Below are 25,639 nucleotides of genomic sequence, written 5' to 3' on the forward strand. Positions count from 1 at the left end.
GGCGCTATTTCTTGCCGCGCGGGACCCAATAGGAGTCGTCCGCCAGCGCCTCGGCGGGCTCGGTCCGTTCCGATGCCTGCGTCCCGGCCGCGTCGCTCACGCGCTTGAGGCGAGCAGCAACCTCGTTGGCGGTGAGAGTCTCGGTGCCGTCGGGAATGTCGCGCAGCACATGCATCTCGTGCGCATCTCGGCGGTCCACCGTGACCGCTGTCCACTCGACCCCCACGCCCACATCGTCGTCAGCGGACACGTCAAAGGTGGCGGTCAGCAGGATGCCCGAGTCTGTATTGGGGACGCAACAATTCGCATCCTGATTCGACAGATAGTTGCCGAGCCCAAAGGCGGTCCACATGCCGTCACCCGTGGGGCCGCCAGGAAGTAGCTCGATGGGCTGTGGAACGTGCGCGTGGTGCCCGATGTATAGGTCTACCAGGCCAGAAGACGCGATCTTCTCCGCGATCGAACGCTGAGCGGCGGTGGGCTCGGTTTGGTATTCGACGCAGCAATGCACCGATGCGATGACGATGTCGGCGCCCGCGTCGCGCGCCTCCTGGGCGCGGTCGATGATGGGCTGTGCGTCCTCCGCATTGGCGTCGAAGGTATTGACGGCCCACGGTTTGCCCTCGGGCTTGGGCAAGCCGTTGAGGCCGTAGGCGAATGAAATGTTTGCGACCGTGATCAGCCGCTCCCCGGTGCGAACCCGATACATCTGCACCGAGTCGGCCTCGTCCTCAGTCCTGGCGGAGCCGGCGTGCCCCATTCCGACCGTGTCGAACTCGTCCAGGGTGGCCTCAAGGCCCGCGAAACCACGGTCGACGGTGTGATTCGACGCGGTCGAGCAGCCGTCCCAGCCCTCGTCCTGTAGGGCGCCCACGAGCTCCTTGGGGGCGCCAAAGATGGGATAGCCAGTGGGCTGGGTGCCCGGGGGCGCGATCGGGACCTCAAGATGACACAGGGCGAGGTCGGGTCCGGAGACATAGTCACGCACCGGATCCATGAGCCGGTCAAAGTCGTAGCCATCCGATGTTTTCGCGGAGCTCAAGACAGGGCCGTGGGTGAGCACGTCCCCAGCCGCGGCGAGCGTAAAGGTGACCGTCTCATCGGCTGGTGTCTTGTTGACCTCGCTCACGGGAGCGGGAGGCGGCACGACTGCGTCCGTGGCAGCGTCGGGTTTCGACGATTCCCCTGGAGAAGCAACCGGGCCCGCGACAGTGGTGGGGCCCCCCGATGGGGAGGACACGTTCAGGCCGATGACTATGCCAGTGGCGACCACGGCGACCACACCCAGTGAGGCCACGAGCCACAGGCCGAGGCTGGTGCGCGGACTCGTGGAATGCGAGGGCGCGCGCGAGGGAGACATGCCGACCATTATCGCCTGTGAGGTAGCGGGGCGGGTACGCCAGTAGGGTGAACCTGTGAGCGCAGCCCTTCCGAACATCCTGACGGCCCTCCGCCTAGTGGCGGTGCCGGTGATGGTGCTGCTCCTGCTCGCGGACGACGGCGCCGAGGGGCCGGATCGATGGTGGGGACTGCTCGTCTTCTTGATCGCGGGCGCAACGGACTTTCTGGACGGCTACCTCGCCCGTCGCTGGGCCGTGGTCTCGACGTTCGGCAAGCTTGCGGATCCGATTGCCGACAAGGTCCTGATCCTGGCGGCGTTGGCGATGATTTCACTGATCGATGGCATCGGCTGGTGGGCCTTCATCGTGCTCGCGTTGCGCGAGATCGCCGTGACAGTGGGCCGACTGATGGTGGCCGGGGATACCGTCATCGCTGCGTCGCAAGGGGGCAAGATCAAGACGGCGCTTCAGGCGGGCGCCATCACGCTCTTCCTGTGGCCGAACGCTGCACCGTGGGTAGATGTGGTGGCCTACGTGTTGCTCGTCGCCGCGGTCGTGCTCGCGCTCGTGACCGGATACGACTACATGCGGCGCATCGTGGCCGCCCGGCGCCATCAGCGGGCAGTCGACGGCGGACATCAGGGGAGCCGTCCTGATGTGGCGGCCTGAACCAGCACACGTCATTGACTTGGCACGCGCCGGAGGGTTGACCTTGGGGTCGGCCGAGTCGCTCACGGGCGGCGCGCTCTCCGCGACCATCACCGCGGTGCCGGGTGCCTCCGACGTGTGGCGCGGCGCGGTGGTGGCGTACCACGCGGACGTGAAGCGCGACCTGCTGGGGGTGCCCGCGCATGTGCTCGACGAGGTGGGAGCCGTCTCTCCGGATACGGCGCTCGCGATGGCACAAGGCACGCGAGCCAGACTTGGTGTGGACATCGCAGTGTCGACGACGGGCGTTGCCGGACCGCGGGCCCACGATGGCCGGGAGGTGGGCACGGTGTTCATCGGTGTCGCCGGTCCGGGCATCGCGCGAGCCCAGGAATTTACGTTCACAGGCGACCGGGGGGCCATCGTGAGGCGCTCCGTTGACGCGGCCTTGACGGTGTTTTTGTCCGCCATGGGCGGACATACCGCCGAGGCGCCTGGAATTGGGGAACAACTCTAAGGTAATGTGCGTTGTGTCAGCATGAACCAAGGAACTACGTTCAACAAGAAGAGCACCGCGATTCCCGCGAGGGGTGCGGCGCTTCCCAAAGCGAACGTCAACGGAAGGGCGGTGCGTATGCCTATTTTGCGCAATGAGATCGGCGATGTACTTCGCGACGCCCGCCTGCTGCAGGGCAAGACCCTGCGCGACATTTCCTCCGGAGCTCGAGTATCGCTCGGCTATCTGTCCGAGGTAGAGCGTGGACAGAAGGAAGCATCGTCAGAACTGCTGTCCTCGATCTGCGAAGCGCTCGACGTGCCGATGTCGACCATCCTGCGTGAGGTCTCCGGCCGCTTCGAGACCGCCGAGTCGCTCGCAGACGTCGCAGTCATGCCGTCAATCCCCGACACGGTGCCCGAGCTGCTCAGCTCGATGCGCGCTCGCTGACATCTCGCCTCAGCGGGAAAGTGTGGCAAGGCCGTGAGGCTCAGCGAATTCTGGGAACTCATGGACCACGTGTTTGGCGAGGCGTATTCGCGCACCCTGGCGCGCGAGCTCGCACTCGACGAACTGGACTCACGCACTGCGGCCCAGGGGCTTGAGGACGGCTTTGACCCCAGGGACGTATGGCACGCCATCTGCAATCAGATGCAGGTTCCTCTCGCGCGCCGCGACGGCGGCGACCGCGAGCGTATGGTGCCTCCGCCTCGCTAGCGAGTAACGGCCGCGCACGGCATACCCGAGGCGTCGCCCGAGGGCCTGGGTGCCACGTCAACTCGCGTGGGATTCGAGAATGCGGCGTGTCGCTTCCATTCGAACACTCGTTCGATTACTGTGGTGCACAAGACGTGGAGCGAACCTCAGGGTCGTGTGATTCAGAGCCTGAGAAGCGCCGATGTCAGTGGCGCAACATAGCGTCGTACTTGGACACGAACGGTCCGGGTGAGGCACTCGCCTTACGCGGACTACCCACACGCAGGGCACTGACAAGATTGGACACAGACCATGGCTGGAACCCCAGACCGCTCCAAGGCACTCGAGGCGGCACTCGGACAGATTGACCGCCAGTTCGGCAAGGGGTCGCTGATGCGACTTGGCGACAGCCAAAAGGTTGCCATCGCAGCGATTCCGACCGGCTCTATCTCGCTGGACATCGCGCTCGGCGTAGGCGGCCTTCCCCGTGGACGCGTCGTCGAGATCTACGGCCCCGAGTCTTCCGGTAAGACCACCGTGGCGCTTCACGCTGTCGCGAGCATGCAGAAGCAGGGTGGTACCGCGGCCTTTATCGATGCCGAACACGCTCTCGATCCGGAGTATGCCAAGAAGCTTGGCGTCGACACCGACAACCTGCTGGTCTCACAGCCGGACACCGGTGAGCAGGCTCTCGAAATTGCTGACATCCTGATCCGCTCGGGCAGCGTCGACATCCTCGTCATCGACTCCGTCGCGGCCTTGGTGCCCAAGGCCGAGATCGAAGGGGAGATGGGTGACAGCCACGTGGGCCTGCAGGCGCGGCTCATGTCACAGGCACTGCGCAAGATCACCGGTGCGATCGCCCAGACGGGCACCACCGCGATCTTCATTAATCAGCTGCGCGAGAAGATCGGTGTGTTCTTCGGCTCCCCAGAGACCACCACGGGCGGCAAGGCGCTGAAGTTCTACGCCTCCGTTCGCCTCGACGTGCGACGTATTGAGACCCTCAAGGAGGGAACCGATGCGGTCGGCAACCGTACCCGCGTCAAGGTCGTCAAGAACAAGGTCGCACCACCGTTCAAGCAGGCGGAGTTCGACATCCTCTACGGCCAGGGCATCTCTGCTGAGGGCGGCATCATCGACCTGGGCGTCGAGCACGGCTTCGTCAAGAAGTCCGGCTCCTGGTACACCTACGAAGGCGACCAACTGGGTCAGGGTAAGGAGAACGCGCGCACCTTCCTCAAGGACAATCCCGAGCTCGCGATCGAGATCGAACAGAAGATCAAGAGCAAGTTGGGCATTGGAGTGGTGGCGTTCGATGAGACCGCCGCGGCTCCTGACGTCTCGCCAGAGGATGCGGCGGAGGCTGCGGCCGCAGCCGCGCCTAAGGCAAAGCCCGCCGCCAAGAAGGAGCGGAGTTCCTTCTAGGTATGGCCCCACGTGCTCGGCAGGACTCCACCACCACGACACCGGTGGAGTCCGCCGAGCGCGCGCGGGAGATCGCACTGCGGATTCTCGGGAGCGCGCCGCGATCCGCTGAGCAACTGCGCGAAGGTCTGCGCAAGCGCAACGTCGTTGAGCCCATCATTGACGAGATCATCGAACGCTACGTCGAGGTGGGGCTCCTCGATGATGCGCAACTGGCAGCGACAGTCGCCCGTACCCGACACAACGAGCGGGGTGCGTCACGTCGGGCCATCGGCGCCGAACTGCGCCGCAAGGGCTTTGAACAGCACGACATTGACGCCGCGTTGAGTCAAATTGATGACGACGACGAGTTCGAACGTGCGCGCGAACTAGCACGTAAACGCTGGGAAAAACTCGCGGGCCTCGACCATGAGGTGCGAGTCCGCAGAACCGTTGGCATGCTCGGGCGTAAGGGTTACGCCCCTGGTGTGGCTTTTGGGGTTGTGAAATCCCTGGATAATGCCGATAGTGAAGAAACGCGTTCTCTGTGATCGCGTGACGCAGAGGGGGGCCTGCGTTTTGGCAGTTGTCGAGGGGAGTGGGGCAGATGTTGCAGTCGACCATCATCGTGCTACTTCTTGGCGCGTCGCTCATCGCCCTCCTGCTCGTCATGTTCGCGCGCCGCGAGGCAAAGGCTATCCGCGAGGCCGCGCAGCGAGAGACCAAGGACATCCGCGACGATGCCCGTCAACGCATTGACGAGGCAAAGCATCGTGAGGAACGGGCACTGCTGCGCGAGAAGGAGACTGCCGAGGAACATCGCAATGCGCAGCGATACTCGCGCAACTTGGAAGAGCGCGTGGCCATGGTCGCCAAGGACGAGAAGCGTATTGCCGCAGAACGTGAGCAGCAGCGAGCGGCTCATGTGGAGGCGATCGCCGCCCTCGCCGGGACAACGGCCGACGAGGCCAAGGCCGAGCTCGTAGCGCGACTGACCGGCGGCGCTCGCGCGGACGCCGCCGCCGAGGTGCGTCGCATTGAGAAGGCCGCGAAACGGGACGCCGACGAACGAGGGCGCAAAATACTTGTCGAGGCCATGCAACGCCAGGCCGCCCCCACGGCCGCGGAGGCGTCAGTGACCTGGATCGATCTTCCCTCTGAGGAGATGAAGGGCCGCATCATCGGCCGTGAGGGCCGCAATATCCGGGCGTTCGAAGCGCTCACCGGGGTTAACGTCATCGTCGAGGAAGGCGTGAACGCGGTACAGCTGTCCTGCTTTGATGTGGAACGGCGCGAAATTGCCGAGGTCACACTCGCCGCACTCGTTGAGGACGGCCGCATCCAGCCCCAGCGGGTGGAGGCCGCCTACGCGCGCGCCGTGGCGGGTGCCGCCCAGCGTCACCGAGACGCCGGCCTCGACGCACTAGAAGCGGCCAAGGTGAAGGGCGTGCCTCAGGAGATTGTCGATACGCTCGGCCTGCTGCGCCTGCGCAGTTCGTACGGCCAGAACGTGCTCGCTCACCTGGTGGAGACCGCGCAGATTGCTGCCGACATCGCAGTGGCGGTCGGCGCCGACGTGGAGTCCACGCGCCGCGGAGCCTTCCTGCATGATCTCGGCAAGGCCTACAGCCACGAGCGCGAGGGAACACATGCCGCTATCGGCGCCGAGATTGCCGAACGGGCCGGAGAGACCGAGACTGTCGTGAACGCGATTGCGGCCCACCACGACGAGGTCGAGCCCGCGAGCATCGAGGCCGTCATCGTGCAGGTGGCGGACGCCATCTCCGCCTCGCGCCCGGGCGCGAGGCGTGAGGACGTCGAGCACTACGTCGAGCGGATGAACCACCTCGAGAAGTTCGTGAGCGAGCATGCGGGCGTCAAGAAGGCCGTTTCCATGGCGGCGGGCCGCGAGGTGCGCGTCGTGGTGGAGCCCGACGAGGTGGACGATGAGGGCACGCGGGAACTGGCGCGTACAATTGCTGATCACATCAGCAAGGAATTTAACGTTCCCGGAGAGATCAGAGTGACGGTGATTCGCGAACTACGCGCGGACGCCGTCGCAGGATAGGTATGACCCAGACGCCCCTCACCACCACCGCACCATTCGCCTCATCAGACGTGACCGCCGTCGAGGCTACTTCAGCGCCCACCTACGTGGTGAGGACGCTCGGTTGCCAGATGAACGTGCACGACTCCGAGCACATGGCGGGTCTGCTCGAGGGTGCCGGCTACATCGCAGCCCCGGAAGCAGCCGATATCGCTGATGTTGTCGTGATCAACACGTGTGCCGTGCGTGAAAACGCGGCGGGCAAGCTCTACGGCAACCTGGGTCAACTGGCGTCGATCAAGGCCGAGCACCCGGGCATGCAGATTGCCGTGGGCGGATGCCTCGCGCAGAAGGACCGCGGCGACATCGTCAAGCGCGCGCCCTACGTGGACGTCGTCTTCGGCACGCACAACATCGACGTGCTCCCGGCCCTACTCGAGCGTGCGCGCCACAACGCCGAAGCGCAGGTCGAGATCGAGGAGTCGCTCAAGGTCTTCCCCTCGACGCTACCCTCTCGTCGCGATGCGATCGCGTCAGCCTGGGTGTCCATTTCTGTGGGCTGCAACAACACGTGCACTTTCTGCATCGTCCCGTCATTGCGCGGCAAAGAGCGTGACCGCCGTCCCGGCGAGATCCTGGCGGAAATCAAGGCTTTGGTCTCGCAGGGCGCCGTCGAGATCACGCTGCTGGGTCAGAACGTCAACAGCTATGGCGTCGAGTTCGGCGACCGGGGCGCGTTCGCCAAACTCCTGCGAGCCTGCGGTGAGATCGAGGGACTCGAGCGGGTGCGATTCACGTCGCCACACCCGGCGGCCTTTACGGACGACGTGATCGACGCGATGGCCGAGACGCCCAACGTGATGCCGAGCCTGCACATGCCGCTGCAGTCAGGCTCGGATGCAGTGTTGCGAGCGATGCGTCGCTCGTATCGCTCCAGCAAATTCCTGGGGATCCTCGACAGGGTGCGTGCCACGATGCCCGATGCTGCGATCACCACGGACATCATCGTGGGCTTTCCTGGTGAGACCGAGGACGACTTCCTCGAGACTATGCGCGTGGTCGAGGCCTCGCGCTTCGCCAGCGCATACACGTTCCAGTATTCGCCGCGTCCCGGCACGCCCGCCTTCGAGCTCGAGCCACTTCCCAAGGAGGTCGTCCAGGAGCGCTTCGTGCGCCTGTTGGACCTGCAGAAGCGCATCGCCCTCGAGGAGAACCAGGCCCTCGTCGGCACCACGGTGGAGCTGATGGTGCTTGACGGCGCCGGCCGTAAGGACGACGCCTCGGAACGCATGACAGGCCGAGCCCGCGACAATCGCCTGGTCCACTTCAGCCTCCCCGATGGGGTGGCAGGCACCGACGCCGCGCCGCGACCTGGTGACATGGTCACCGTTGACGTCACGTACGGCGCCCCGTTCCACTTGGTCGCAGACTCGGTTCTCGACAGTGACGCTCAGGACGGAGGCACCTACTCGGTTCGGCGTACCCGTGCGGGGGACGCCTGGGACTCGGTGCAGGCGGGCGACCATGAGCACGCCTCCGGCGGCTGTGGCGACGCGTGCGGGACCGGCAACGGCACCCCGGGCGCACCGGTGGGCCTTGGCATGCCTAGCCTGCGCCGCAACCCGTGACCGAGCCCGCCGACGGCATCAACTCGGCCCCAGCAACGGCCGCCAGTAGTGCGCCCGAGGTGATCGCAATCGTGGGGGCGACTGCCACGGGCAAGTCCGCGATCAGTGTCGGGATCGCCGAGCACCTCATCGCGCGGGGGACCCCCGCCGAGATTATCAACGGGGACTCGATGCAGTTCTATCGCGGAATGGACATCGGCTCCGCGAAGTTGCCCATGGCGCAGCGGCGGGGGATAGTCCATCACCTGCTGGACACGCTCGACGTGTCACAGGATGCAACGGTCGCCCAGTTTCAGGACCAGGCGCGTGCCGCGATCGATGACATTCATGCTCGTGGGGGTCGCGCCATTGTGGTGGGTGGCTCGGGCCTTTACTTGAGGGCGCTGCTCGACAAGTTCGACTTCCCGCCCACGGACCCCCAGGTGCGTGAGAAGTTCGAGACGCGCGCCGAGGTCGAGGGACCCGGTGTTCTCTATCGTGAACTGCTTGCAGTGGACCCTGACGCGGCAAGCAAGATTCAGCCGCAGAATGCCAAGCGCATTGCGCGCGCGCTCGAGGTCATCGAAATCACGGGCGAGAAGTTCTCCAGCTCGCTACCCGTCAAGGAGTATGCGATCCCCGCGGTGCAGGTCGGGTTGCGCGTGCCGTACGAGATTCTCGACGCGCGCATCGACGCGCGGGTGGAACACATGTGGGCCGCTGGGCTCGTGGACGAGGTGCGCCGGCTCGAGGAGCAGGGAATCCGTGGCGCGATCACGGCTCGCAGGGCCGTGGGATACGCGGAGACGCTCAGCCACCTTGACGGCCAACTGACCGAGCGTCAGACCATCGACCTGATTGCGCAGCACACGCGCCGACTGGCTCGCAAGCAGCACCGGTGGTTTGGCCCGGACGACCGAGTGAATTGGGTGGACGGTCCGGTGGACACGGACGACGTTCCACGCGCCGTGGCTGACGCGATTCGGGCCGCAGGGCTCTGACTGCGTAGGCTGATGGCATGCCTGAGACCACCCCGTCCAACGACACGACGTCCGCTGCCGCCCGCCCCCTCGGCACTCTCGCTGGTCTGCGCTTCACTAAGGGACACGGCACGCGCAACGACTTCGTGCTGATCTTTGACGAGCACGGCGACGTGGACGTCACGGCGGAAATGGCGCGCGAGCTATGTGACCGCCGCGGCGGTATCGGCGGTGACGGGCTGATTCGCGCTGTGCGCGCCGGCAATCTGGACGCGGGAGCAGACTTCGCACCCGACACCTGGTTCATGGACTACTGGAACGCCGACGGCTCAACGTCGGAAATGTGCGGCAATGGCGCGCGCGTGTTCGCCGCCTATGTGGAGCGCGAGGCGGACGAGGACCTGAGGTCGGGACTGACCATCGGAACCCGAGGCGGTCCTCGCACCCTCACGGGGCTCGACAACGGCCACTACGCCGTCGGTATGGGCACATGGGCCCTCGGCGAGGCCCCCGAGGGGTTCGATGCCGAGGTGACCGTCCAGGGGCTGGCGCACCCCCATCCCGCGTTGAGCGTGGACGTGGGCAACCCCCACCACGTGGTGGCGCTGCCATCGCTCGAGGCGCTCGAGGCGTTGGACCTCTCCAATGCTCCGGTGGTCGAGCCCGTGCCCCCGCACGGCTCCAACGTCGAATTTGTGGTGACACGCGGCGGATCGCTGGTCGACGGGGTACCGCGCGGCCGGGTGCGCATGCGCGTTCACGAGCGCGGATCAGGCGAGACTCAGTCCTGCGGCACGGGCGCATGCGCGGTGGCCCTTGCGGTGCGCGAATGGGCCGGCGAAGCGGCGCCCACAGTCTGGGATGTCGAGGTGCCCGGTGGGCTGGTGACCGTGCGCATCGTCGGGGATCAAACGGTGCTGGAGGGGCCCGCGGCTCTCATCGCCGACGGGGTCATCAGCGGCTAGCTGGCGCGCGTGAGCCGCAGCACCCGGAAGCCCTTGGAGCTGCCGAGTTTCTCGATGTGACCCCAGGGGCCAGTCTCATCGCGCTGAGCCGCGATCCACGTCGCCAACGAGTCGGCGCCCAGATTCTTCTGCACCACCAGATGCGCTTCGCCGCCAGGCTTGAGCCGCGGGATCCAGGCCGTCAGGAGGTCGTGGAGCGCCGCCTTGCCGATGCGAATGGGTGGGTTGGACCAGATGGCGTCGAAGCGGAGATCGGCCGCCACAGCATCGGGTGTGGTGGCGTTGATGGCTCCAAGCTCGTGACGCGAGCCGATGCGCTCCGTATTGCGGCGCAACAGGTCGAGCGCGCGCTCGTTGACGTCGACGGCAGTGACGCGTGTCTCAGGGTTGGACAAGGCCGCAGTGAGAGCGATAGGACCCCAACCGCAACCGAGGTCAAGCAACTCACCTGCGGGTGGCGTCGGTAGGTAGCGGAGCAGCACTGCGGTGCCGGCGTCGACGTGACCCGGGGAGAAGATCCCTGGCGCCGTCTCCACGTCGATGTCGAAGCCCGCAAGGGTCACGGGAATGACGCGCCGCTCGTCGGCGGACGCGGGCTGGGCGGTGAAATAGTGGTCGTCGCTCACGGTAAGCGAGCGTACCCCGCGTCGCGCGGCAGGGTGCGACAATAGAGGGAGTATGAATGAACCCCACGAGACAGAACTGCCCGAAACGTCCCGCGCCGATGCGGTGATTGACCGCGTCCTTTCGCGCGAGGGAACGGCGATTGGCGCCGGTGGCACCGCGAGAACCGACTACGACGGCGACCAGTTTGACCGCGAGGAACGCGCCGCGCTACGCCGTGTCTACGGCCTCAGCACCGAGCTCGAGGATGTCACCGAGGTCGAGTACCGCAAACTGCGCCTCGAGCGGGTGGTGTTGGTGGGTCAATACCAGCGCGATCTTGCCGATGCCGAGGTGGGCCTGAGAGAGCTGTCTGCCCTCGCGGAGACGGCAGGATCCGAGGTGCTCGATGGTGTGCTGCAGCGTCGAGCTCACCCCGACCCTGCCACGTACATCGGCAAGGGCAAGGCGCTCGAGGTCAAGGCAATCGTTGCCGAGGTGGGCGCGGATACGGTGGTGGTCAACGACGAGCTCGCACCCAGCCAACGCCGCGCACTCGAGGACGTCGTCAAGGTCAAGGTCATCGACCGCACTGGGCTGATCCTGGATATCTTCGCCCAGCACGCCAAGTCCAAGGAGGGCAAGGCTCAGGTCGAGCTCGCTCAGCTCGAATACCTGCTGCCGCGCCTGCGTGGTTGGGGTGACTCCATGTCTCGCCAGGCCGGTGGCCAGGTGGGTGGCGCGGCCGCCGGAATGGGTTCGCGCGGCCCAGGTGAGACCAAGATCGAGTTGGACCGCCGCCGCATCCACACCCGCATGGCCATCCTGCGCCGCCAGATCAAGGCGATGGCGCCCGCGCGCGAGGTGCGTCGCGATCGGCGCCTGGCGCTGCCGAATGTCGCGATCATCGGCTACACCAATGCCGGCAAGTCCTCGCTGCTCAACCGCATCACGGGGGCCGGAGTGCTGGTGGAGAACTCGCTGTTCGCGACCCTTGACCCCACCGTGCGACGCTCGCAGACCCCCGACGGCCGCGAATTCACCGTGTCCGACACGGTTGGCTTTGTGCGCAACCTGCCACACCAGCTGGTCGCCGCGTTCTCGTCGACCCTGGAGGAGGCCGCGAATGCCGACCTCATTCTGCACGTCGTCGACGCAGCTCACCCGGACCCGGAGGGTCAGATCACCGCAGTGCACACCGTGCTCGCGGACGTACCGGGAGCCTCGGATGTGCGCGAGGTGCTGGTGCTCAACAAGGCCGACATCGCGGACCCTGAGACGCTGATGCGTCTGCGCTCGCGACGAGACCAGACCATCGACGTGTCCGCCATGACCGGCGCAGGCATTCCAGAACTGATGGACGCCATCGCGGAAGCTCTCCCACGTCCGTCCGTCCGCGTAGACCTCACGGTGCCCTACACGCGCGGTGACCTGGTGAGCGAGATCCATCAGCACGGCGAGGTGTTGCTCGAACGACACGACGCCGACGGAACGTGGATGGAAGCCCTCGTCGACGAGTCACTGGCCGCGCGGCTGCACGCCGCGGCGGTCGCTCCGGCGTGAGCGACGACGTCACGGCGCTACTCGCCAAGGCGGTTGCCGCGCTCGGCGGCCAGGAGCGTGACGGGCAGCGCGACATGGCTGTTGCCGTCGACGAGGCCATCGAGACCCGCGAACACGCGCTCATCCAAGCGGGCACCGGCACAGGTAAGTCAGTCGGCTACCTCGTGCCTGCCGTGGTTCACGCCGTGCGCACTAAGAAGCGCGTGATCGTCTCGACGGCCACGCTCGCGCTGCAGCGCCAGGTCTACACCAAGGACCTTCCGCAGGTCGCGGATGCCCTAGCCGACGACCTTGGGGAACAGCCTCGCATCGCGTTGTTCAAGGGCCGCAGCAATTATCTATGCGTCCACAAAATGGCAGGTGGCTATCCCGAGCCGGACGACGACATGCTGCCGTTCACGGCTGGGCCCACCAGTGAACTCGGTCAGCAGGTCGCGCGCATCAACGAATGGGAGAAGGAGACCGAGACGGGCGACCGTGACGATCTGGTTCCCGGCGTCTCCGGTCGCGCGTGGGCGCAGGTCAGCGTGTCTGGGCGCGAGTGCCTCGAGAAGAAGTGCCCCATGATTGACGAGTGCTATTCGCAGAAGGCGCGCGACGAGGCGGCGAAGGCCCACGTGGTGGTGACCAATCATGCGGTGCTCGGGGTCCAGGCGACGAGCCACGACATGCTGGGGGAGCACGACGTGTTGATCGTCGACGAGGCTCACGAGCTGGTGCAGCGCATCACGTCATCGGCTACCCACGAGCTAACGGTGGCGGCGGTCGACCGGGCCGCACGGGCGGCCCGCAGGTGCGGTGTGACCACCGAGAATCTGGACACAGCGGCACGCCGCCTCGATGGCGCGCTGGGAGACTCCGAGAACGGTCGCCTGCGCCTTGGCCTGCCCGATGCGCTTGCGGAGGCGGTCGAGCTGATTCGCGGGGCCGCACGCGCGGCCCTGACACAGGTGGGCAAGGTGACCGAGGCGGCCGGTGGGTCGGCCTCCAAGATTGCGATGGCGGCCCTGCAGGAGGTCTTCGACGTGTGCGAAGAACTCCAAGGTGAGCACGGCAAGTACGTGATTTGGCTTGCCCCAGCGGATGGCGATTATGAGGCCCCGCGTCCGTCGCGCATCGTCGCCGCGCCGTTGGACGTGGCCGGCCTCATCCGCGGCGGTCTACTGGACGGCAAGGCCACCGTGTTTACCTCCGCCACCCTCGCGCTGGGCGGCAAGTTTGACGCGATGGCGCGTCACCTGGGGCTCGATGGCCCCACGTCCATGGACGCGGGTAGTCCCTTCGACTACTCAAAGGCCGGCATCCTCTACGTCGCGGCCCACCTGCCTCGCCCCGGGCCCGGCGGAATCTCGGCCGAGGCCCTGGACGAGATGGAAGAGCTCATCCGTGCCGCGGGTGGGCGCACGTTAGGCCTCTTCTCCTCGCACCGCGCCGCACTGGCCGCCGCTGAGGCGATGCGTGAACGCCTCGACGTTCCCGTGCTCTATCAGCTCGACGATCAGGTCTCGACGCTCGTGGAGCAGTTTCGTGAGGATCCGCGCGCGTGCCTCTTTGGTTCGACCTCGCTGTGGCAGGGAATCGACATTCCGGGCCCCTCATCGTCGCTCGTCATCATCGATCGCATCCCCTTCCCGCGACCGGACGACCCCGTCTCTCAGGCGCGCACCGAGGAGGTGGGGCGACGCGGAGGCAACGGCTTTATGGCGGTCTCCGCGACATCGGCTGCACTGCTCATGGCGCAAGGCGCGGGTCGCCTGATCCGTGGAGCCGATGATCGGGGCGTCGTGGCGGTGCTCGACTCGCGCTTGGCAACTGCGCGATATGGTGGCTTTCTTGCCAAGTCAATGCCCCCGCTGTGGCCGACGAACGACCGTGACAAGGTGCTAGACGCACTCCGCCGGTTGGATGCGGCGGCAAGGGCCAACGGCAGTTGATGTCTAGGTGCAGGTGCTGCGCCGCACCCCATAGGCTTTATTCAGGTTGACCGTCTTCAAGGAGCTGACACGATGACAGAGAACGAACCGTCCGAGGAGTTTGTCCGTGGACAGCTGGCCGAGCGCGAGCGCTTCGCTGCTTACCTTGAGCACTTCATGACGACCAGCCGTGCCAAGGCGGAAGCGGCGGAGACCGAAGAGTCTCGCGTCTATCAGACGACCATCGCGAATGCGATGCAGGCGATGCGCCGCGCCATCAATGGTGGGTTCCACTGGCTTGATGGATGGCGCGACTCGAAGTAGCGCCATCCGGCGTCACGACTAGAGGCGCCGCATCACCGAGACGACCTTGCCCATGATGGTGGCGTGGTCGCCGTCGATCGGCGTATACGCGGGGTTGTGGGGCATAAGCCACACGTGACCGTCGCGCTGACGGAACGTCTTGACCGTTGCCTCGTCGTCGAGCAACGCCGCGACGATGTCGCCGTTCTCACAGGTGTTCTGCTTGCGCACTACTACCCAGTCGCCGTCGCAGATGGCGGCGTCGATCATCGAGTCACCGGAGACCTTCAGCATGAACAAGTCGCCGTGGCCGGTGAGTTGGGTGGGGAGCGTAAAGACATCCTCGACGGCCTGGTCCGCGAGGATGGGGCCACCTGCGGCGATGCGCCCCACCAGTGGGACGCTCGAGACGTTCTCGTCCACAGCAATGGCGGGCGCCGATGCTGGGGGTGAGTCGTCGATCGATTCGAGGCTTTCGATGGGCTCGCCGGGCAGGACGACCTCCATGGCGCGCGGGCGGTTGGGGTCGCGGCGCAGGTAGCCCTTCTCCTGCAGGGTGCGGAGTTGATGGGTCACGGACGACGTCGAGTTGAGGCCGACTGCCTCGCCGATCTCACGCATGCTGGGCGGGTACCCACGATCAGCGACTGCGTCGCGGATGTGCTCGAGAATCTGTCGCTGGCGCTCGGTGAGCGTGTCACCGCCACCGACGTTGGGGAACTGATGAATGGTCGCACCGCCAGGTGCGTGGTTCGCGTCGTCACTCATGAGCGTTCCCTCTCCTCTAGGTCCTGAACCGCACGTTTGCCGGGCCAGTCATTGTCAGACCCTCGTGATGCTCTTAGGACATGACGGTAGGGCACGTCGAGCAATTAATCAAACATATGTTCGAGCGTGTCTTGCACTTGTCGGTCCTAGATGCTAGAAATAGAACAAGTGTTCGACGAACACGTGTTCGAATGGAGGGAATCATGAAGATCTACGCACCGCAGAACCCCGCAGCCCGTGCCAAGCGCGCCGCTCTGGTGGTCGTACTCTTGGCCGTCGCAGTGGTGGTCGGACCTCAGGCTTTCGCCAACGACACGTCCGCCGATGCCTCGACGGTGCCGGTGGTGACCGACACTTACGTCGTGATGCCGGGGGACACCCTGTGGGATATCGCCAGCTCGATCACCCCCAGTGGAAACGACGTCCAGGCGACGGTGGGTGACATTCAGCGATTGAACGTGATGGAGTCCTCGTCGCTCCGTGCCGGCCAGGAACTATTGCTTCCGTCTAAGGTCTAGGCAAAGCGCCCACTGCATTTACGCCGGTTCGCAGGCGCCTTGCTCGACATGGGACAATGCGGGAATGCACTGTCCCTTCTGTCGCCACACTGACTCCAAGGTCGTCGACTCGCGTACCTCGGACGATGGCGCTTCCATCCGCCGCCGCCGCGAGTGCCCCTCGTGCGGCAGACGCTTCACTACCGTCGAGACCGCGAGCCTGTCAGTTCTGAAGAGAGCGGGGGTGTCTGAGCCCTTCAGCCGCGAGAAGATCATGTCCGGAGTGAAGAAGGCCTGCCAGGGGAGGCCTGTCAGCGAAGACGACCTCGCCCTGCTGGCACAGAAAGTCGAAGAATCGATCCGTGCCAACGGTCAGGCCGAGATCAACGCTCTCGACATCGGACTCGCCATCCTGCCACCACTGCGCGAACTCGACGAGATCGCGTACCTGCGTTTCGCGAGCGTGTATCAGGCGTTCGAGACGCTCGACGATTTCGACGCCGCGATCGCACGGCTAAGGGCAGAGGATGCTGCGGCTACTTCTTCTTCTTTGGACGAGGCTTCCCGCTCCGATTAGAGGTCTTCTTGGGCTTCTTGCCCTTGCCGGGAGTGTCGTTGACGGCCTTGGGCTTCTTGGGTCCGTCGAACTTCCTGCCATTGGCCGAGCCGCGGTCGTCGCGGTCGCGTGAGGGCTTGGATTCCTTGCGGTCCCATGAGGATGACTTTGCTGGACGGTCGTCGCGACTCGTCGGGCGGCCTGAGCGGTCGTCACGCTTGTATGAGGGGCGGTCCTCCCGGCCGTAGGACTTACGATCCGACGACGCAAGGTCGTCACGACTGTAGGGCTTGCGGTCGTCGCGGTCACGTGGGGGCTTGGAGTCTTTGCGGTCCCATGAGGATGACTTTGCTGGACGGTCGTCGCGACTCGTCGGGCGGCCTGAGCGGTCGTCACGCTTGTACGAGGGGCGCTCGTCGCGTCCATTGGAACGGCTAGAACGGTCGTCCCGGCCGTAAGGCTTGCGGTCCGACGACTTGCGCTCGTAAGCGGGGCGTCCTTCGTCGCGGCGTGCGGAAGGCGCGCCGCCCGTCGAGGCGCGTGGGGCCTGCGCGCGGGACGAGAACTCCTGCTCGCGCATGGTCAGCTGACGCTCCCGCTCGGCAAGCTCGCGCTCCTTGCGCGCGAGATCATCACGTGCACGCGACGCTCCGGCGTCCTCGCGGCGAGAATCCCACCGTCCGCCGTCGGACATATTGCGGCTCGGTCGGCGACCGGAGTCACCCCGACCACGCGAGCCGCCCCCACGCTCCGGGCGTCCACGACCACGTTCGGGGCGGGGCGCACGCGGCTCGGGAACGGGTATCCCGCTGGGCTCGTGCCCTCCCGTCAGTGCGTCAACCATGGCCATGGATTCTGCATCGTCTCCGCGAATCTTGCGGAACAGCGGCTCGATTCCGGCATTCTCAAACAGGCGGTCAACGGTCTTGCGCTGGTGCGGCAACACGAGCGTGACGACCATGCCGGCCTCGCCCGCGCGAGCGGTACGACCGGCGCGGTGCGTGTAGTCCTTGTGGTCTGCTGGTGGGTCAATCTGCATGACCAGGTCGACCGAGTCGACGTGGATGCCGCGAGCAGCGACATCGGTCGCCACAAGCACCGGAACGGTGCCAGCACGGAAGCCGCTGATGGCCGCATTGCGCTCCGCCTGCGTCTTGTCGCCGTGCAGGGCGATCGCGTTGACGCCAGCCTCGCGCATCTGGCCGGCAATGCGGTCGCACCCCAACTTGGTGCGAACAAACACGATGGTGCGACCCTCGCGGGAGACGATGCGGTTGGCGATCTGGTACTTCAGGTGGGGCGGAACGTTGAGGCCCACGTGCGTCATGGTGGCAGTCGCGTCGTCACCAGAGGTGACGTCGTGCAGCACCGGGTCGTTCATGTACGCGTTGACCAGCCGGTCGACGTCGCCGTCGAGCGTCGCCGAGAACAGCAGTCGCTGCCCGCCCTTGGGCACTCCGGCGAGGATCTCGGTGATCTCGTCCATGAACCCCATCTCGGCCATATGGTCGGCCTCATCGAGCACGACCAGCGAGACGTCGGACAGGTTGGCGTCGCCGCGGCGCACCAGGTCGGCGAGGCGCCCAGGGGTGGCCACCAACAGGTGCACGCCACGGTCGAGGGCCTGAACCTGCTTGGACATCGACAGGCCGCCGGCCACCAGACGTAGCGACACGTGCATGGCGTGCGCGTAGGGCTCGAGCGCGTCGTTGACCTGCATGGCCAGCTCGCGGGTGGGGACCAGCACAATGGCACGGGGCTTGTTCGGTTCGGCGCGTCCGGTATCGGCGAGGCGCGCGATCGCGGGCAGGCCAAAGCCAAGCGTCTTTCCTGAACCGGTACGGGCCTTGCCGAGGACGTCCCGGCCGGCTAGACCATCGGCGATGGTCGCCGACTGAATGGGAAACGCGGTCTCGATTCCGGCGCGCGACAGTGCCTCAACGAGCGCGTCGGGTAGACCGAGGTCGGAGAAGGCGACGGCTTCGTTGGTGGTGGGGTTATTTATGAGAGAACTCGCAATCGCACGGTGCCAGGCATGCTGGCAAGTGCTTCTAGTGCACCGGAGTCAGTGCCGGCCGCGATGTCGGTGACAACGTAGCCAAGGTCGCCGCGCGTTGAAAGCAACTGCGCTTCGATGTTGACGTCGTGCTGCGCGAGCTCGTGGTTAACGGCCGCGAGCACACCAGGAATGTTGGAGTGCAGGTGAGCAATGCGGTACGAACCGCTGACCTGCTCCAGGGAAAGGTTGGGCAGGTTGACGCTCAGCGACGTGGAACCGTTCTGAACGTAGTCGCGCAGCCGCGTCGCCACGAAGATGCCGATGTCCCGCTGTGCTTCCTCAGTGGAGCCACCGATGTGGGGGGTGAGGATGACGTTGGGCATGTTCTGCAGCGGGGTAACGAACGGGTCGCCCTTCTTCTTGGGCTCCTCGGGGAACACGTCGATGGCAGCGCCGCCGATGTGACCCGACTCGAGAGCCGCGCAGAGGGCGTCGATGTCGACGTTGAAGCCGCGCGACAGGTTGAGGAACAGCGCGCCGGGCTTCATGGCGTTGATCTGATCGGGGCCAAAGAAACCCTGGTTGCCTGGGCGCCCATCGACGTGCAGGGTGACGATGTCTGCCTCGGCAAGCAGCGACTCAAGCGTCGGCATGCGCGTGGCGTTGCTGAGCGCAAGCTTCTCTGCGCTGTCGTAGAAGATTACATTCATGCCGAGCGCTTCAGCGATGACGGACAGTTGCGAGCCGATGTTGCCGTAACCCACGATGCCAAGCGTGCGGCTGCGAATCTCGTGTGCGCCGTCAGCACTCTTGTTCCAGATGCCCTGGTGCAGCATGCGGTTGTGGTCGGGGAGGCGACGCGTCAGCGAGATCATCTCGGATACGGCCATCTCGACGACGGAGCGCGTGTTCGAGAATGGCGCGTTGAACGCGGCGATTCCCTTACGGGCGGCCGCCGCGAGGTCGATCTGGTTGGTTCCGATGGAGAACGCTCCAACGGAGATCAGCGAGGGGGAGGCCTCGATGACGCGCTCCGTGAGCTGTGTCTTGGAGCGCAGTCCAAGCAGTTCGACGCCCTTGAGGGCCTCGATCAGTTCGTCCTCGTCCATGGCACCGCCATGGTTCTCGACGTCGATTCCGGCGCCCTCGAGGATCTCGGTGGCTTTGGGGTGAAGGTTTTCAAGTAAGAGTGCTCGCACGTGGCTGATTGTCTCGCACTTTGCCGCCGTTTCCAATTCGTATGCGCGACCGTGGCAGGCTAGACCTATGTCCCGTGCCTTGAACGTCACCGCGATGCTTGCTTGCGCCGTCGCGGGCGCGTGGGCGATGGCAAGTTGGCAGGGCATCGAACTGGAGGACCTGAAGCACTTGGGCACTCCGCGCAACTCGGTGATCGAAGGCGATGCTGAACGCACCATTCCGTTGCCGGACGGGCCCTCCGAACGGCACAGCGCGGTCATTGTTCCGCAGGGCAAGGGCTCGTTCTCGTTCCTGTTCGACGATCCCGACGCCGGGCCCGTGCGCTATGACCCCTGCCGTCCGCTTGGGTGGGTGTTGTCTCCGGAGGGGATGCCGCCGGGCGCCGAGCCGCTGCTTCACAGCGCGGCCGATGCGGTGGCCGCGGCGACGGGTATTGAGTTGGTTTATGAAGGCACCACCACGGAGCCGGCGGACTTTGAACGTGAACTGTTCCAGGAGCGCTACGGCGACCGCTTTGCACCGGTCGTGGTGGGCTGGTCAACGGAGGGGGAAACCCCAGACCTCGCCGGGGCGGTGACCGGGGTGGGGGGATCGAGCGCGGTCAACGGCGCGTACGGCTCGCAGCGCTACCTGCACGCTGGGGTGATCGTGCTCGACAGCGAGGACATCGTTCGGCTGATGTCGGTTCCCGGGGGTGACGATCTCGCCCAAGCCATTGTGATGCACGAATGGGGCCATGTCGTGGGGCTCGCCCACGTGAACGACACGGCGGAACTCATGAACGCGTCCAACTCGAAACTCACCACGTGGGGAGGGGGCGACCTGGAGGGCCTGGCCATCGCGGGGGCAGGTCCCTGTGAGGATGTCTAGGCCGCGTCGGTGGCGGCCCGGGTTGCTACATTCCGAGAGGTAGCGATCCGGTGTGGACCACTTCCAGGCGGCGTGTCGAGCGAGTGAGCGCGACGTAGAGGTCGCCGGGGTGCTGAGCAATCTGTGCCGGCTCAACCACCACCACCACGTCGAACTCAAGCCCCTTGGCGCCGCGCGCGGTCACCAGGGTGACATCCTCGACTCCGGCGTCGACGAATTGACGTCCGGCCTTGGCCAGCAGTGCGTCCGGAGCAATGACCGCGACCAGTCCGCCCCCTGTCGACGCCAGCGCGCGTGAGTGCTCGGAGGCGATGCGTACGGCACGTGTCACGGCATCGGCGTCCTGGGTCACAGCAACCGAGTCGTCGAGGTCACGAGCTGCCGTCAGGTCACTCACCGGCAGGCCGGCAGAACGGGCAAACGACTGAGCAACCTCGGCCACCCCGGCCGGAATGCGATAGCTGATGGTGAGTTCACGAAGGTTCCACGAGTCCTTGAACACGGGGTCCATGGTTTCCGGCCACCAGCGGGTGCCGGCGCTCGCTGTCGTCTGCGCGACGTCGCCCACGATCGTGAAGGACCTTGTGGGGCATCGTCGCAGGAGCATCCGCCAGCCCATCGGCGAAATCTCCTGGGCCTCGTCGACGACGACGTGGCCGTAGGCCCAGCGGCGGTCGCCGGACGCGCGCTCCGCGACAGACATGCGTCCGGGTCCGGCCTGCATGCGGGCGGCCAGCACCTCGGCATCCACCTTGATCATGCTTTCCGCGCCAAAGCTGTCGAGCACGTCCTTCGCGTACTGGACCTCCTCCGCGGAGGGTGCCTCGTCTCGGGTGCGCTTGTTCGAGCCGGGCATATCGCCCAGGAGCTCGGCGGCCTCGTCCAGCAGGGGCACGTCGGCGTCGGTGAAAGGCGCGTCAGCGGCGCGCATGAGGAGTGAGCGCTCGACCGGCGAGAGGGATTGCGCGGCGTAATCGAGCAGGTGTGGTTTGGCAAAGAGATCGCGCAACAGCTGAACGGGGGAGACCGGCAGCCAGCACAGGTTGATGGCGACGCGAATGTTCTTGTCGTCACGGACGTCGCGCTCGAATTCGGCGCGGTCGTCGTCGCCGAGCGAGTGGTCGAGCTGCTCCATCAGTTGCATGGTCAGGCGACCGATCATGTCCTTGGCGAACGCCTTGCGGGCCTGATTGTGAGGCTTGCCGTCGCGACGTGCACGCGCCTGGGCGTCCTTGACGTCGGCGCGGCGGATGACAACCGTGCGCCCGTCGAGGCGGAATTCCTGGTCGGCACGCGGGAGGCGCTGGCGCTCGCGGACTGCACTGCGAATCACCGTAGCCATCTCGGTCCGGCCCTTGAGAGCCGCGATCTCGTCGCCCTCCATGGTGGACGTATCAACGCCCTTGACGAGCCCACTCATGGTGGTGCTGACCGCGCCGGTCTCTCCCAGCGACGGCAGCACATGGTCGATGTAGTTCAGGAAGGACCGCGACGGCCCGATGAGCAACACGCCTCGGCTCTCGAGTTGCTGACGGTGGTGGTACAGCAGGTATGCGGCGCGGTGGAGAGCGACGGCGGTCTTGCCCGTGCCGGGGCCACCCTGAACGACCAGCGCCCCCTGCATCGGCGCTCGAATCACGTCGTCCTGCTCAGCCTGAATGGTGGCGACAATGTCGCCCATGCGTCCGGTGCGGCGTTCTCCTAGCGCGGCGAGCAGCGCTCCCTCGCCAGCGAGGGCAGCATCGGCGCCGGATTCGCGTAGCGCCTCGACGTCCAACACGTCGTCCTCGACGGCGGTGACAACACGGCGGCGAGTGGTCAGGTGTCGACGGTTGACCACATTCCCAGGGTTCGCCGCGGTGGCAGAGTAGAACGCGCGGGCGGCTGGGGCGCGCCAGTCCGTCAGCAGAGGGGCGTGGTCGGCGTCGGACAGCCCGATGCGGCCCACGTACAGATGGTCGCCGTCGCGCAGGTCAAGGCGGCCAAAGCAGAGCCGATCCTCCACTGCATCCAACTGGGCGATGCGGTCCTCGTACAGTGTGGCGAACGCGTCGCGCTCGGAGCGATTCTGTGGGGAGCCACTGGGGCCTGTGCGTCGTATTTCTGTCAGGCGTTCGTCGGCCTCATCGCGCAAGGTATCCACACGGGAGTAGAGAACGTCGATGACCTCTTGCTCGCCAGCGAGTCCGCGCCGGTCAGTGCTCACCGCGTTGTCCTCGTGCATCTTCACCCCTTGCATCTTCGTCACGTAAGTCGCCGAGACAGTTGACCATTATCGCAAAGATGCTCGAGCGTGGCGACCAGCGGCGGTTGGTCGTTCGCTCGCAGCGAGGTCTGACCCCCGGCCGGGGATGCCGTGAAACAATGAGGTTATGACTGACACTTCTCTGTTGACGTGGGACCCGCAAGGCGTCGAGGCGTGGACAGCACGGTCGTCACACGGTTCCGCGGTGCTGATGTATTCGCTGCGTGGGTTTATTGACGCTGGCCGTGCTGGCGCACACGTCGCCGACCACGTACTCGAACACAGCGAACCCGTGCGCGTCGCGACGTTCAACATCGATCAACTGCTCGACTACCGGTCGCGCCGTCCTGAGATGACGTTCTCCGTGAATCAGTGGACCGATTACGACGAACCGCACCTCGAACTGGACATGGTGACCGATGCCGAGGGAACCGCGTTCCTATTGCTGCACGGGTTTGAGCCCGACGTGCAGTGGGAGCGCTACATTCGAGCGGTCCGTGAGATCGTCGACACCCTTGGCGTCGGTCTCACTCTGGGCACCCACGGTGTCCCCATGGGAGTACCGCACACCAGGCCGCTGATCGCGACGGTGCACGGAACCCGTCAAGAGATCCTGCCTGACGCGCCCAGCATCTTCGGCACTGTTCAAGTGCCTGCATCCTCACAAAACCTCATGGAATACCGGTTCGGCCAATGGGATCTTGACGCGGTAGGCGTGGCGATCCACGTGCCTCACTATCTGGCTCAGAGCTCGTACCCCCAGGCCGCCCAGCGCGCTATGCGCGCCATTGAGGACGTCTCGGGACTGGTCCTCTCCACCGGCGATCTGGACGATGCCGCGTCGACGGCGACCGAGGAGATTAACCGGCAGATGGCCGAGTCGGAGGAGATTCAAGGCCTGGTTGAACAGCTTGAAAGGCAGTACGACGCGCTGGTTGAGTCTCGCGAAGGAGTCATCCCGATGGACGGTTCGCTGCCCTCCGCGGACGAGCTCGGAGCGGCATTTGAGCAATTTCTTGAACAACAACGGCCTGACTTCCCCCCAAATCCATAAAACGTGACACAATTGGGTTGGTTGCAAGAACGTAGTGTGCGAAACCTGTCTGGCTTTCCGGGCGTGGAACAAAGCATTGCGGCGACAAGCAGGGACATGGTGTCGTTGCTTCCCGTCTCCGGGCAGTACAGATAGGAATTAAAAATGGCACAGGGTGCTGTGAAGTGGTTTAACGCCGAAAAGGGCTACGGATTTATCGCACAGGACGGCGGCGGCGCCGACGTTTTCGTGCACTACTCCGCGATCGTGACCGACGGTTACAAGTCCCTCGAAGAGGCGCAGCGCGTCGAGTTCGAGGTCACCGAGGGCCCCAAGGGTCCCCAGGCCGAGCAGGTTCGTCCCCTCTAAGTCTTCTCAGTCTTGGCAGTTGACGCAGGCTTAGGCCCGCTCGACGCCAGCTGAATACAGGCATTTGTAGTTCGTGGCACTCGTGCCGTGACTACGCGCAACGATGGCCGCTCTCCTTCGGGAGAGCGGCCATTTTTGTCTTTCTGCCAAGGGTGGAGCACTGCCGCGGACGATGCGGTGGCGACCCAGGGGAGGGGGCTAGCGGTTCCAGCCCGGGTCGACACCCGTGGGCAGCGGCGCCGATGCCGCGTACCGCGCTAGCGCTCGCGAGTCGATCGCGTCGCCTGCCACCACCACCACGTTTCCACGTCGTTTGCCCTTGAGAACCGCGTGTTCGCCCACGGCAATGACGTCGTTGAACGTGGCCCGGGCCGCGCGAGCGTCGTCGCGGCCCATGATGGTGCCCGGGCGGGTACCGACGTTCGCGACCACCAATCCGGACGCGCGCACAGCCCGACGGGCCTGCTCCCACCAGTGGGCGTCGGCGAGATGATTGGGGGTGGCATCGCCCGCGAAGGCATCGCGCACCACGAGGTCGAGGCTGTCGTCGCGGCGACTGGCCACCGCGTCGAGCCCGTCCTGCGCACGGATGCGCAGGCGTGGCGCGCGAGGGAGGTCCCACCACTCGCGGACTAGCTCGGGCAGAGAGGTGTCGATGTCCACGGCGATGTGGCCAGACTCTGGGTAGGCGTGAGCCAGGTAGCGGGGGAGTGAGCATGCGGCCGCGCCCACGTGGAGAGCGAGCCAACGACCCGACGGTGCCCACGCGGCGATCGCAGCCGCCATATGGCGCATGTATTCGAAGTCGAGCACGTCCACTTCAGGTCGCATGCTCGAACTGGGAACATTATTGACCCATACAGTCGTTGACCCATCAGACTCGTCACGCAACTCGACGGTCCCCGAGCCAATCGCGATCGGAGTGTTGCGAGGTGTGTTCGGGGCAATCACTGTGGGTGCGCGGCGGGCCATGGCGTTCACTGTAGACCCGACGTGATGGCGAACGTAGAAGAGTGCTCACCGCTCCGCCTACGACCGTGCTCACATCGGTCTAGTGTCTGCGCAAAATATCAACTAGACTTATCCGCACAGGAACCTAAGGAGGTCACGGTGCCGCTTTCAGAATATGAGCAGCGCGTGCTTGAGCAGCTCGAGCACGACCTCGGCTCCGACCCCAAATTGGGTCACGCCATGTCTCGCGGACAGAAGTCTCGCGGTCACCTCACGTGGGCCGTGTTTGGTGTCGTTGCTGGCCTCGGAGTGGTGTTAGCAGGAGTGATGACTCAGCTGACGTTGCTCGGCATCGCCGGCTTTGCCATCATGCTTGGGTTCGCAGTCTGGGGACTGACGGGCGGCAAGCCAACGTCCTCCAAGGCGGCTGAGCCGCGGGCGGACGATGCCAAGGGCCCCGCTCCCAAGACCGCGACCAAGGATCACAAGGGTTTCATGGGCCGCGTCGAAGACCGCTTTGAGCGCCGCCGCGAAGAGGGCGACCTCTAAGCACGCAGTTCGTCAGTTCCGCTGGCCCCCATCT

At 65.4% G+C, this 25,639-nt stretch carries 26 protein-coding genes; 19 read left to right on the forward strand and 7 right to left on the reverse strand.

Translation table 11 applies throughout. The features are described 5' to 3' along the window. Positions 1-4: 4 nt before the first annotated feature. Positions 5-1,360 carry a CapA family protein gene (locus AOP73_RS07855; protein WP_084626740.1) on the reverse strand — a complete coding sequence of 452 codons (1,356 nt, stop codon included), beginning with the start codon at positions 1,358-1,360 and terminating at the stop codon, positions 5-7. Positions 1,361-1,415: 55 nt separating this feature from the next. On the opposite strand from AOP73_RS07855, the gene pgsA reads away from it, so the two are divergent. The 10 genes from pgsA (at position 1,416) to dapF (ending at position 10,186) form a co-directional block, all read left to right on the forward strand. Further along, a complete protein-coding gene (pgsA, locus tag AOP73_RS07860) occupies positions 1,416-2,009 on the forward strand; it encodes a CDP-diacylglycerol--glycerol-3-phosphate 3-phosphatidyltransferase (RefSeq protein WP_061964462.1) in 594 nt (197 codons plus the stop codon). Next, complete coding sequence (locus AOP73_RS07865; protein ID WP_061964464.1) at positions 1,996-2,505, forward strand: CinA family protein; 510 nt, start codon at positions 1,996-1,998, stop codon at positions 2,503-2,505. The genes pgsA and AOP73_RS07865 overlap by 14 nt, the downstream gene beginning before the upstream one ends. A gap of 117 nt (positions 2,506-2,622) precedes the next feature. Next, entirely contained in the window at positions 2,623-2,934 is a 312-nt protein-coding gene (locus AOP73_RS07870) for a helix-turn-helix domain-containing protein (protein WP_061964964.1), read from the forward strand. Between the two features lie 33 nt (positions 2,935-2,967). Then, positions 2,968-3,201 (forward strand): DUF3046 domain-containing protein, encoded by a 234-nt coding sequence (locus AOP73_RS07875; protein ID WP_061964466.1) that lies wholly within the window; start codon positions 2,968-2,970, stop codon positions 3,199-3,201. Between the two features lie 291 nt (positions 3,202-3,492). Further along, positions 3,493-4,608 carry a recombinase RecA gene (gene recA / locus AOP73_RS07880; protein ID WP_061964468.1) on the forward strand — a complete coding sequence of 372 codons (1,116 nt, stop codon included), beginning with the start codon at positions 3,493-3,495 and terminating at the stop codon, positions 4,606-4,608. Positions 4,609-4,652: 44 nt separating this feature from the next. Next, the gene (locus AOP73_RS07885; protein WP_160295456.1) at positions 4,653-5,138 is read left to right on the forward strand and encodes a regulatory protein RecX; all 486 of its coding nucleotides are present in this window, start codon (positions 4,653-4,655) and stop codon (positions 5,136-5,138) included. A gap of 56 nt (positions 5,139-5,194) precedes the next feature. Beyond that, complete coding sequence (gene rny, locus AOP73_RS07890) at positions 5,195-6,655, forward strand: ribonuclease Y (protein WP_061964473.1); 1,461 nt, start codon at positions 5,195-5,197, stop codon at positions 6,653-6,655. 2 nt (positions 6,656-6,657) lie between these two features. Next, the gene (gene miaB, locus AOP73_RS07895; protein WP_061964474.1) at positions 6,658-8,262 is read left to right on the forward strand and encodes a tRNA (N6-isopentenyl adenosine(37)-C2)-methylthiotransferase MiaB; all 1,605 of its coding nucleotides are present in this window, start codon (positions 6,658-6,660) and stop codon (positions 8,260-8,262) included. Beyond that, on the forward strand, positions 8,259-9,242 hold the full coding sequence (gene miaA / locus AOP73_RS07900; RefSeq protein WP_236683532.1) for a tRNA (adenosine(37)-N6)-dimethylallyltransferase MiaA: 984 nt from the start codon (positions 8,259-8,261) through the stop codon (positions 9,240-9,242). The genes miaB and miaA overlap by 4 nt, the downstream gene beginning before the upstream one ends. Positions 9,243-9,259: 17 nt before the next feature. Next, positions 9,260-10,186 (forward strand): diaminopimelate epimerase, encoded by a 927-nt coding sequence (gene dapF / locus AOP73_RS07905; protein WP_061964476.1) that lies wholly within the window; start codon positions 9,260-9,262, stop codon positions 10,184-10,186. Here dapF and AOP73_RS07910 read toward each other — a convergent pair. Then, positions 10,183-10,812, reverse strand: a complete 630-nt coding sequence (locus AOP73_RS07910) for a class I SAM-dependent methyltransferase (protein WP_061964479.1) — start codon at positions 10,810-10,812, stop codon at positions 10,183-10,185. The two genes, dapF and AOP73_RS07910, sit on opposite strands and share 4 nt — an antisense overlap. 52 nt (positions 10,813-10,864) lie before the next feature. Here AOP73_RS07910 and hflX point away from each other — a divergent pair, with 52 nt between their 5' ends. The 3 genes from hflX (at position 10,865) to AOP73_RS07925 (ending at position 14,589) form a co-directional block, all read left to right on the forward strand. Next, on the forward strand, positions 10,865-12,352 hold the full coding sequence (gene hflX / locus AOP73_RS07915; RefSeq protein ID WP_061964481.1) for a GTPase HflX: 1,488 nt from the start codon (positions 10,865-10,867) through the stop codon (positions 12,350-12,352). Continuing rightward, complete coding sequence (locus AOP73_RS07920) at positions 12,349-14,286, forward strand: ATP-dependent DNA helicase (protein WP_061964968.1); 1,938 nt, start codon at positions 12,349-12,351, stop codon at positions 14,284-14,286. The genes hflX and AOP73_RS07920 overlap by 4 nt, the downstream gene beginning before the upstream one ends. A 72-nt stretch (positions 14,287-14,358) precedes the next feature. Next, entirely contained in the window at positions 14,359-14,589 is a 231-nt protein-coding gene (locus AOP73_RS07925) for a hypothetical protein (protein WP_061964483.1), read from the forward strand. An 18-nt stretch (positions 14,590-14,607) separates the two neighbouring features. On the opposite strand, the gene lexA is transcribed toward AOP73_RS07925, so the two are convergent. Then, positions 14,608-15,336: a transcriptional repressor LexA gene (lexA, locus tag AOP73_RS07930; protein ID WP_061964485.1), complete on the reverse strand. Its 729-nt coding sequence runs from the start codon at positions 15,334-15,336 to the stop codon at positions 14,608-14,610. A gap of 203 nt (positions 15,337-15,539) precedes the next feature. Here lexA and AOP73_RS11900 point away from each other — a divergent pair, with 203 nt between their 5' ends. Next, positions 15,540-15,854 carry a LysM peptidoglycan-binding domain-containing protein gene (locus AOP73_RS11900; protein ID WP_061964487.1) on the forward strand — a complete coding sequence of 105 codons (315 nt, stop codon included), beginning with the start codon at positions 15,540-15,542 and terminating at the stop codon, positions 15,852-15,854. Positions 15,855-15,918: 64 nt separating this feature from the next. Next, positions 15,919-16,410: a transcriptional regulator NrdR gene (nrdR, locus tag AOP73_RS07940; RefSeq protein WP_061964489.1), complete on the forward strand. Its 492-nt coding sequence runs from the start codon at positions 15,919-15,921 to the stop codon at positions 16,408-16,410. Here the strand turns inward: nrdR and AOP73_RS07945 are convergent. Further along, positions 16,370-18,409 (reverse strand): DEAD/DEAH box helicase, encoded by a 2,040-nt coding sequence (locus AOP73_RS07945; RefSeq protein ID WP_201774512.1) that lies wholly within the window; start codon positions 18,407-18,409, stop codon positions 16,370-16,372. The two genes, nrdR and AOP73_RS07945, sit on opposite strands and share 41 nt — an antisense overlap. Further along, entirely contained in the window at positions 18,391-19,587 is a 1,197-nt protein-coding gene (gene serA, locus AOP73_RS07950; RefSeq protein ID WP_061964493.1) for a phosphoglycerate dehydrogenase, read from the reverse strand. The genes AOP73_RS07945 and serA overlap by 19 nt, the downstream gene beginning before the upstream one ends. A 67-nt stretch (positions 19,588-19,654) precedes the next feature. On the opposite strand from serA, the gene AOP73_RS07955 reads away from it, so the two are divergent. Further along, positions 19,655-20,458 (forward strand): hypothetical protein, encoded by an 804-nt coding sequence (locus tag AOP73_RS07955; protein WP_061964495.1) that lies wholly within the window; start codon positions 19,655-19,657, stop codon positions 20,456-20,458. Between the two features lie 25 nt (positions 20,459-20,483). Here the strand turns inward: AOP73_RS07955 and AOP73_RS07960 are convergent, their stop codons facing one another. Further along, entirely contained in the window at positions 20,484-22,697 is a 2,214-nt protein-coding gene (locus tag AOP73_RS07960; protein ID WP_152650612.1) for a HelD family protein, read from the reverse strand. Positions 22,698-22,830: 133 nt separating this feature from the next. Here AOP73_RS07960 and AOP73_RS07965 point away from each other — a divergent pair, with 133 nt between their 5' ends. Beyond that, positions 22,831-23,757 carry a PAC2 family protein gene (locus tag AOP73_RS07965; protein WP_061964499.1) on the forward strand — a complete coding sequence of 309 codons (927 nt, stop codon included), beginning with the start codon at positions 22,831-22,833 and terminating at the stop codon, positions 23,755-23,757. A 144-nt stretch (positions 23,758-23,901) separates the two neighbouring features. Continuing rightward, on the forward strand, positions 23,902-24,105 hold the full coding sequence (locus AOP73_RS07970; RefSeq protein WP_061964501.1) for a cold-shock protein: 204 nt from the start codon (positions 23,902-23,904) through the stop codon (positions 24,103-24,105). Positions 24,106-24,303: 198 nt separating this feature from the next. Here AOP73_RS07970 and AOP73_RS07975 read toward each other — a convergent pair whose 3' ends face one another. Continuing rightward, positions 24,304-25,077 carry a spermidine synthase gene (locus tag AOP73_RS07975; RefSeq protein ID WP_061964503.1) on the reverse strand — a complete coding sequence of 258 codons (774 nt, stop codon included), beginning with the start codon at positions 25,075-25,077 and terminating at the stop codon, positions 24,304-24,306. A gap of 138 nt (positions 25,078-25,215) precedes the next feature. Here AOP73_RS07975 and AOP73_RS07980 point away from each other — a divergent pair, with 138 nt between their 5' ends. Then, positions 25,216-25,605 carry an SCO2097 family morphological protein gene (locus AOP73_RS07980; protein ID WP_061964505.1) on the forward strand — a complete coding sequence of 130 codons (390 nt, stop codon included), beginning with the start codon at positions 25,216-25,218 and terminating at the stop codon, positions 25,603-25,605. Positions 25,606-25,639: the final 34 nt, after the last annotated feature.

It is taken from the genome of Demequina aurantiaca, assembly GCF_000975135.1.
In the GTDB taxonomy this organism is placed as follows: domain Bacteria; phylum Actinomycetota; class Actinomycetes; order Actinomycetales; family Demequinaceae; genus Demequina; species Demequina aurantiaca.

Coding starts and splice junctions, on each gene's coding strand:
- AOP73_RS07975 (WP_061964503.1), bottom strand. CDS start 25,077: ATGGCCCGCCGCGCACCCACAGTGATTGCCCCGAACACACCTCGCAAC.
- AOP73_RS11900 (WP_061964487.1), top strand. CDS start 15,540: ATGAAGATCTACGCACCGCAGAACCCCGCAGCCCGTGCCAAGCGCGCC.
- recA (WP_061964468.1), top strand. CDS start 3,493: ATGGCTGGAACCCCAGACCGCTCCAAGGCACTCGAGGCGGCACTCGGA.
- AOP73_RS07865 (WP_061964464.1), top strand. CDS start 1,996: ATGTGGCGGCCTGAACCAGCACACGTCATTGACTTGGCACGCGCCGGA.
- hflX (WP_061964481.1), top strand. CDS start 10,865: ATGAATGAACCCCACGAGACAGAACTGCCCGAAACGTCCCGCGCCGAT.
- miaB (WP_061964474.1), top strand. CDS start 6,658: ATGACCCAGACGCCCCTCACCACCACCGCACCATTCGCCTCATCAGAC.
- AOP73_RS07925 (WP_061964483.1), top strand. CDS start 14,359: ATGACAGAGAACGAACCGTCCGAGGAGTTTGTCCGTGGACAGCTGGCC.
- AOP73_RS07855 (WP_084626740.1), bottom strand. CDS start 1,360: ATGTCTCCCTCGCGCGCGCCCTCGCATTCCACGAGTCCGCGCACCAGC.
- AOP73_RS07960 (WP_152650612.1), bottom strand. CDS start 22,697: ATGCAAGGGGTGAAGATGCACGAGGACAACGCGGTGAGCACTGACCGG.
- AOP73_RS07970 (WP_061964501.1), top strand. CDS start 23,902: ATGGCACAGGGTGCTGTGAAGTGGTTTAACGCCGAAAAGGGCTACGGA.
- AOP73_RS07965 (WP_061964499.1), top strand. CDS start 22,831: ATGACTGACACTTCTCTGTTGACGTGGGACCCGCAAGGCGTCGAGGCG.
- rny (WP_061964473.1), top strand. CDS start 5,195: ATGTTGCAGTCGACCATCATCGTGCTACTTCTTGGCGCGTCGCTCATC.
- AOP73_RS07955 (WP_061964495.1), top strand. CDS start 19,655: ATGTCCCGTGCCTTGAACGTCACCGCGATGCTTGCTTGCGCCGTCGCG.
- dapF (WP_061964476.1), top strand. CDS start 9,260: ATGCCTGAGACCACCCCGTCCAACGACACGACGTCCGCTGCCGCCCGC.
- nrdR (WP_061964489.1), top strand. CDS start 15,919: ATGCACTGTCCCTTCTGTCGCCACACTGACTCCAAGGTCGTCGACTCG.
- AOP73_RS07870 (WP_061964964.1), top strand. CDS start 2,623: ATGCCTATTTTGCGCAATGAGATCGGCGATGTACTTCGCGACGCCCGC.
- lexA (WP_061964485.1), bottom strand. CDS start 15,336: ATGAGTGACGACGCGAACCACGCACCTGGCGGTGCGACCATTCATCAG.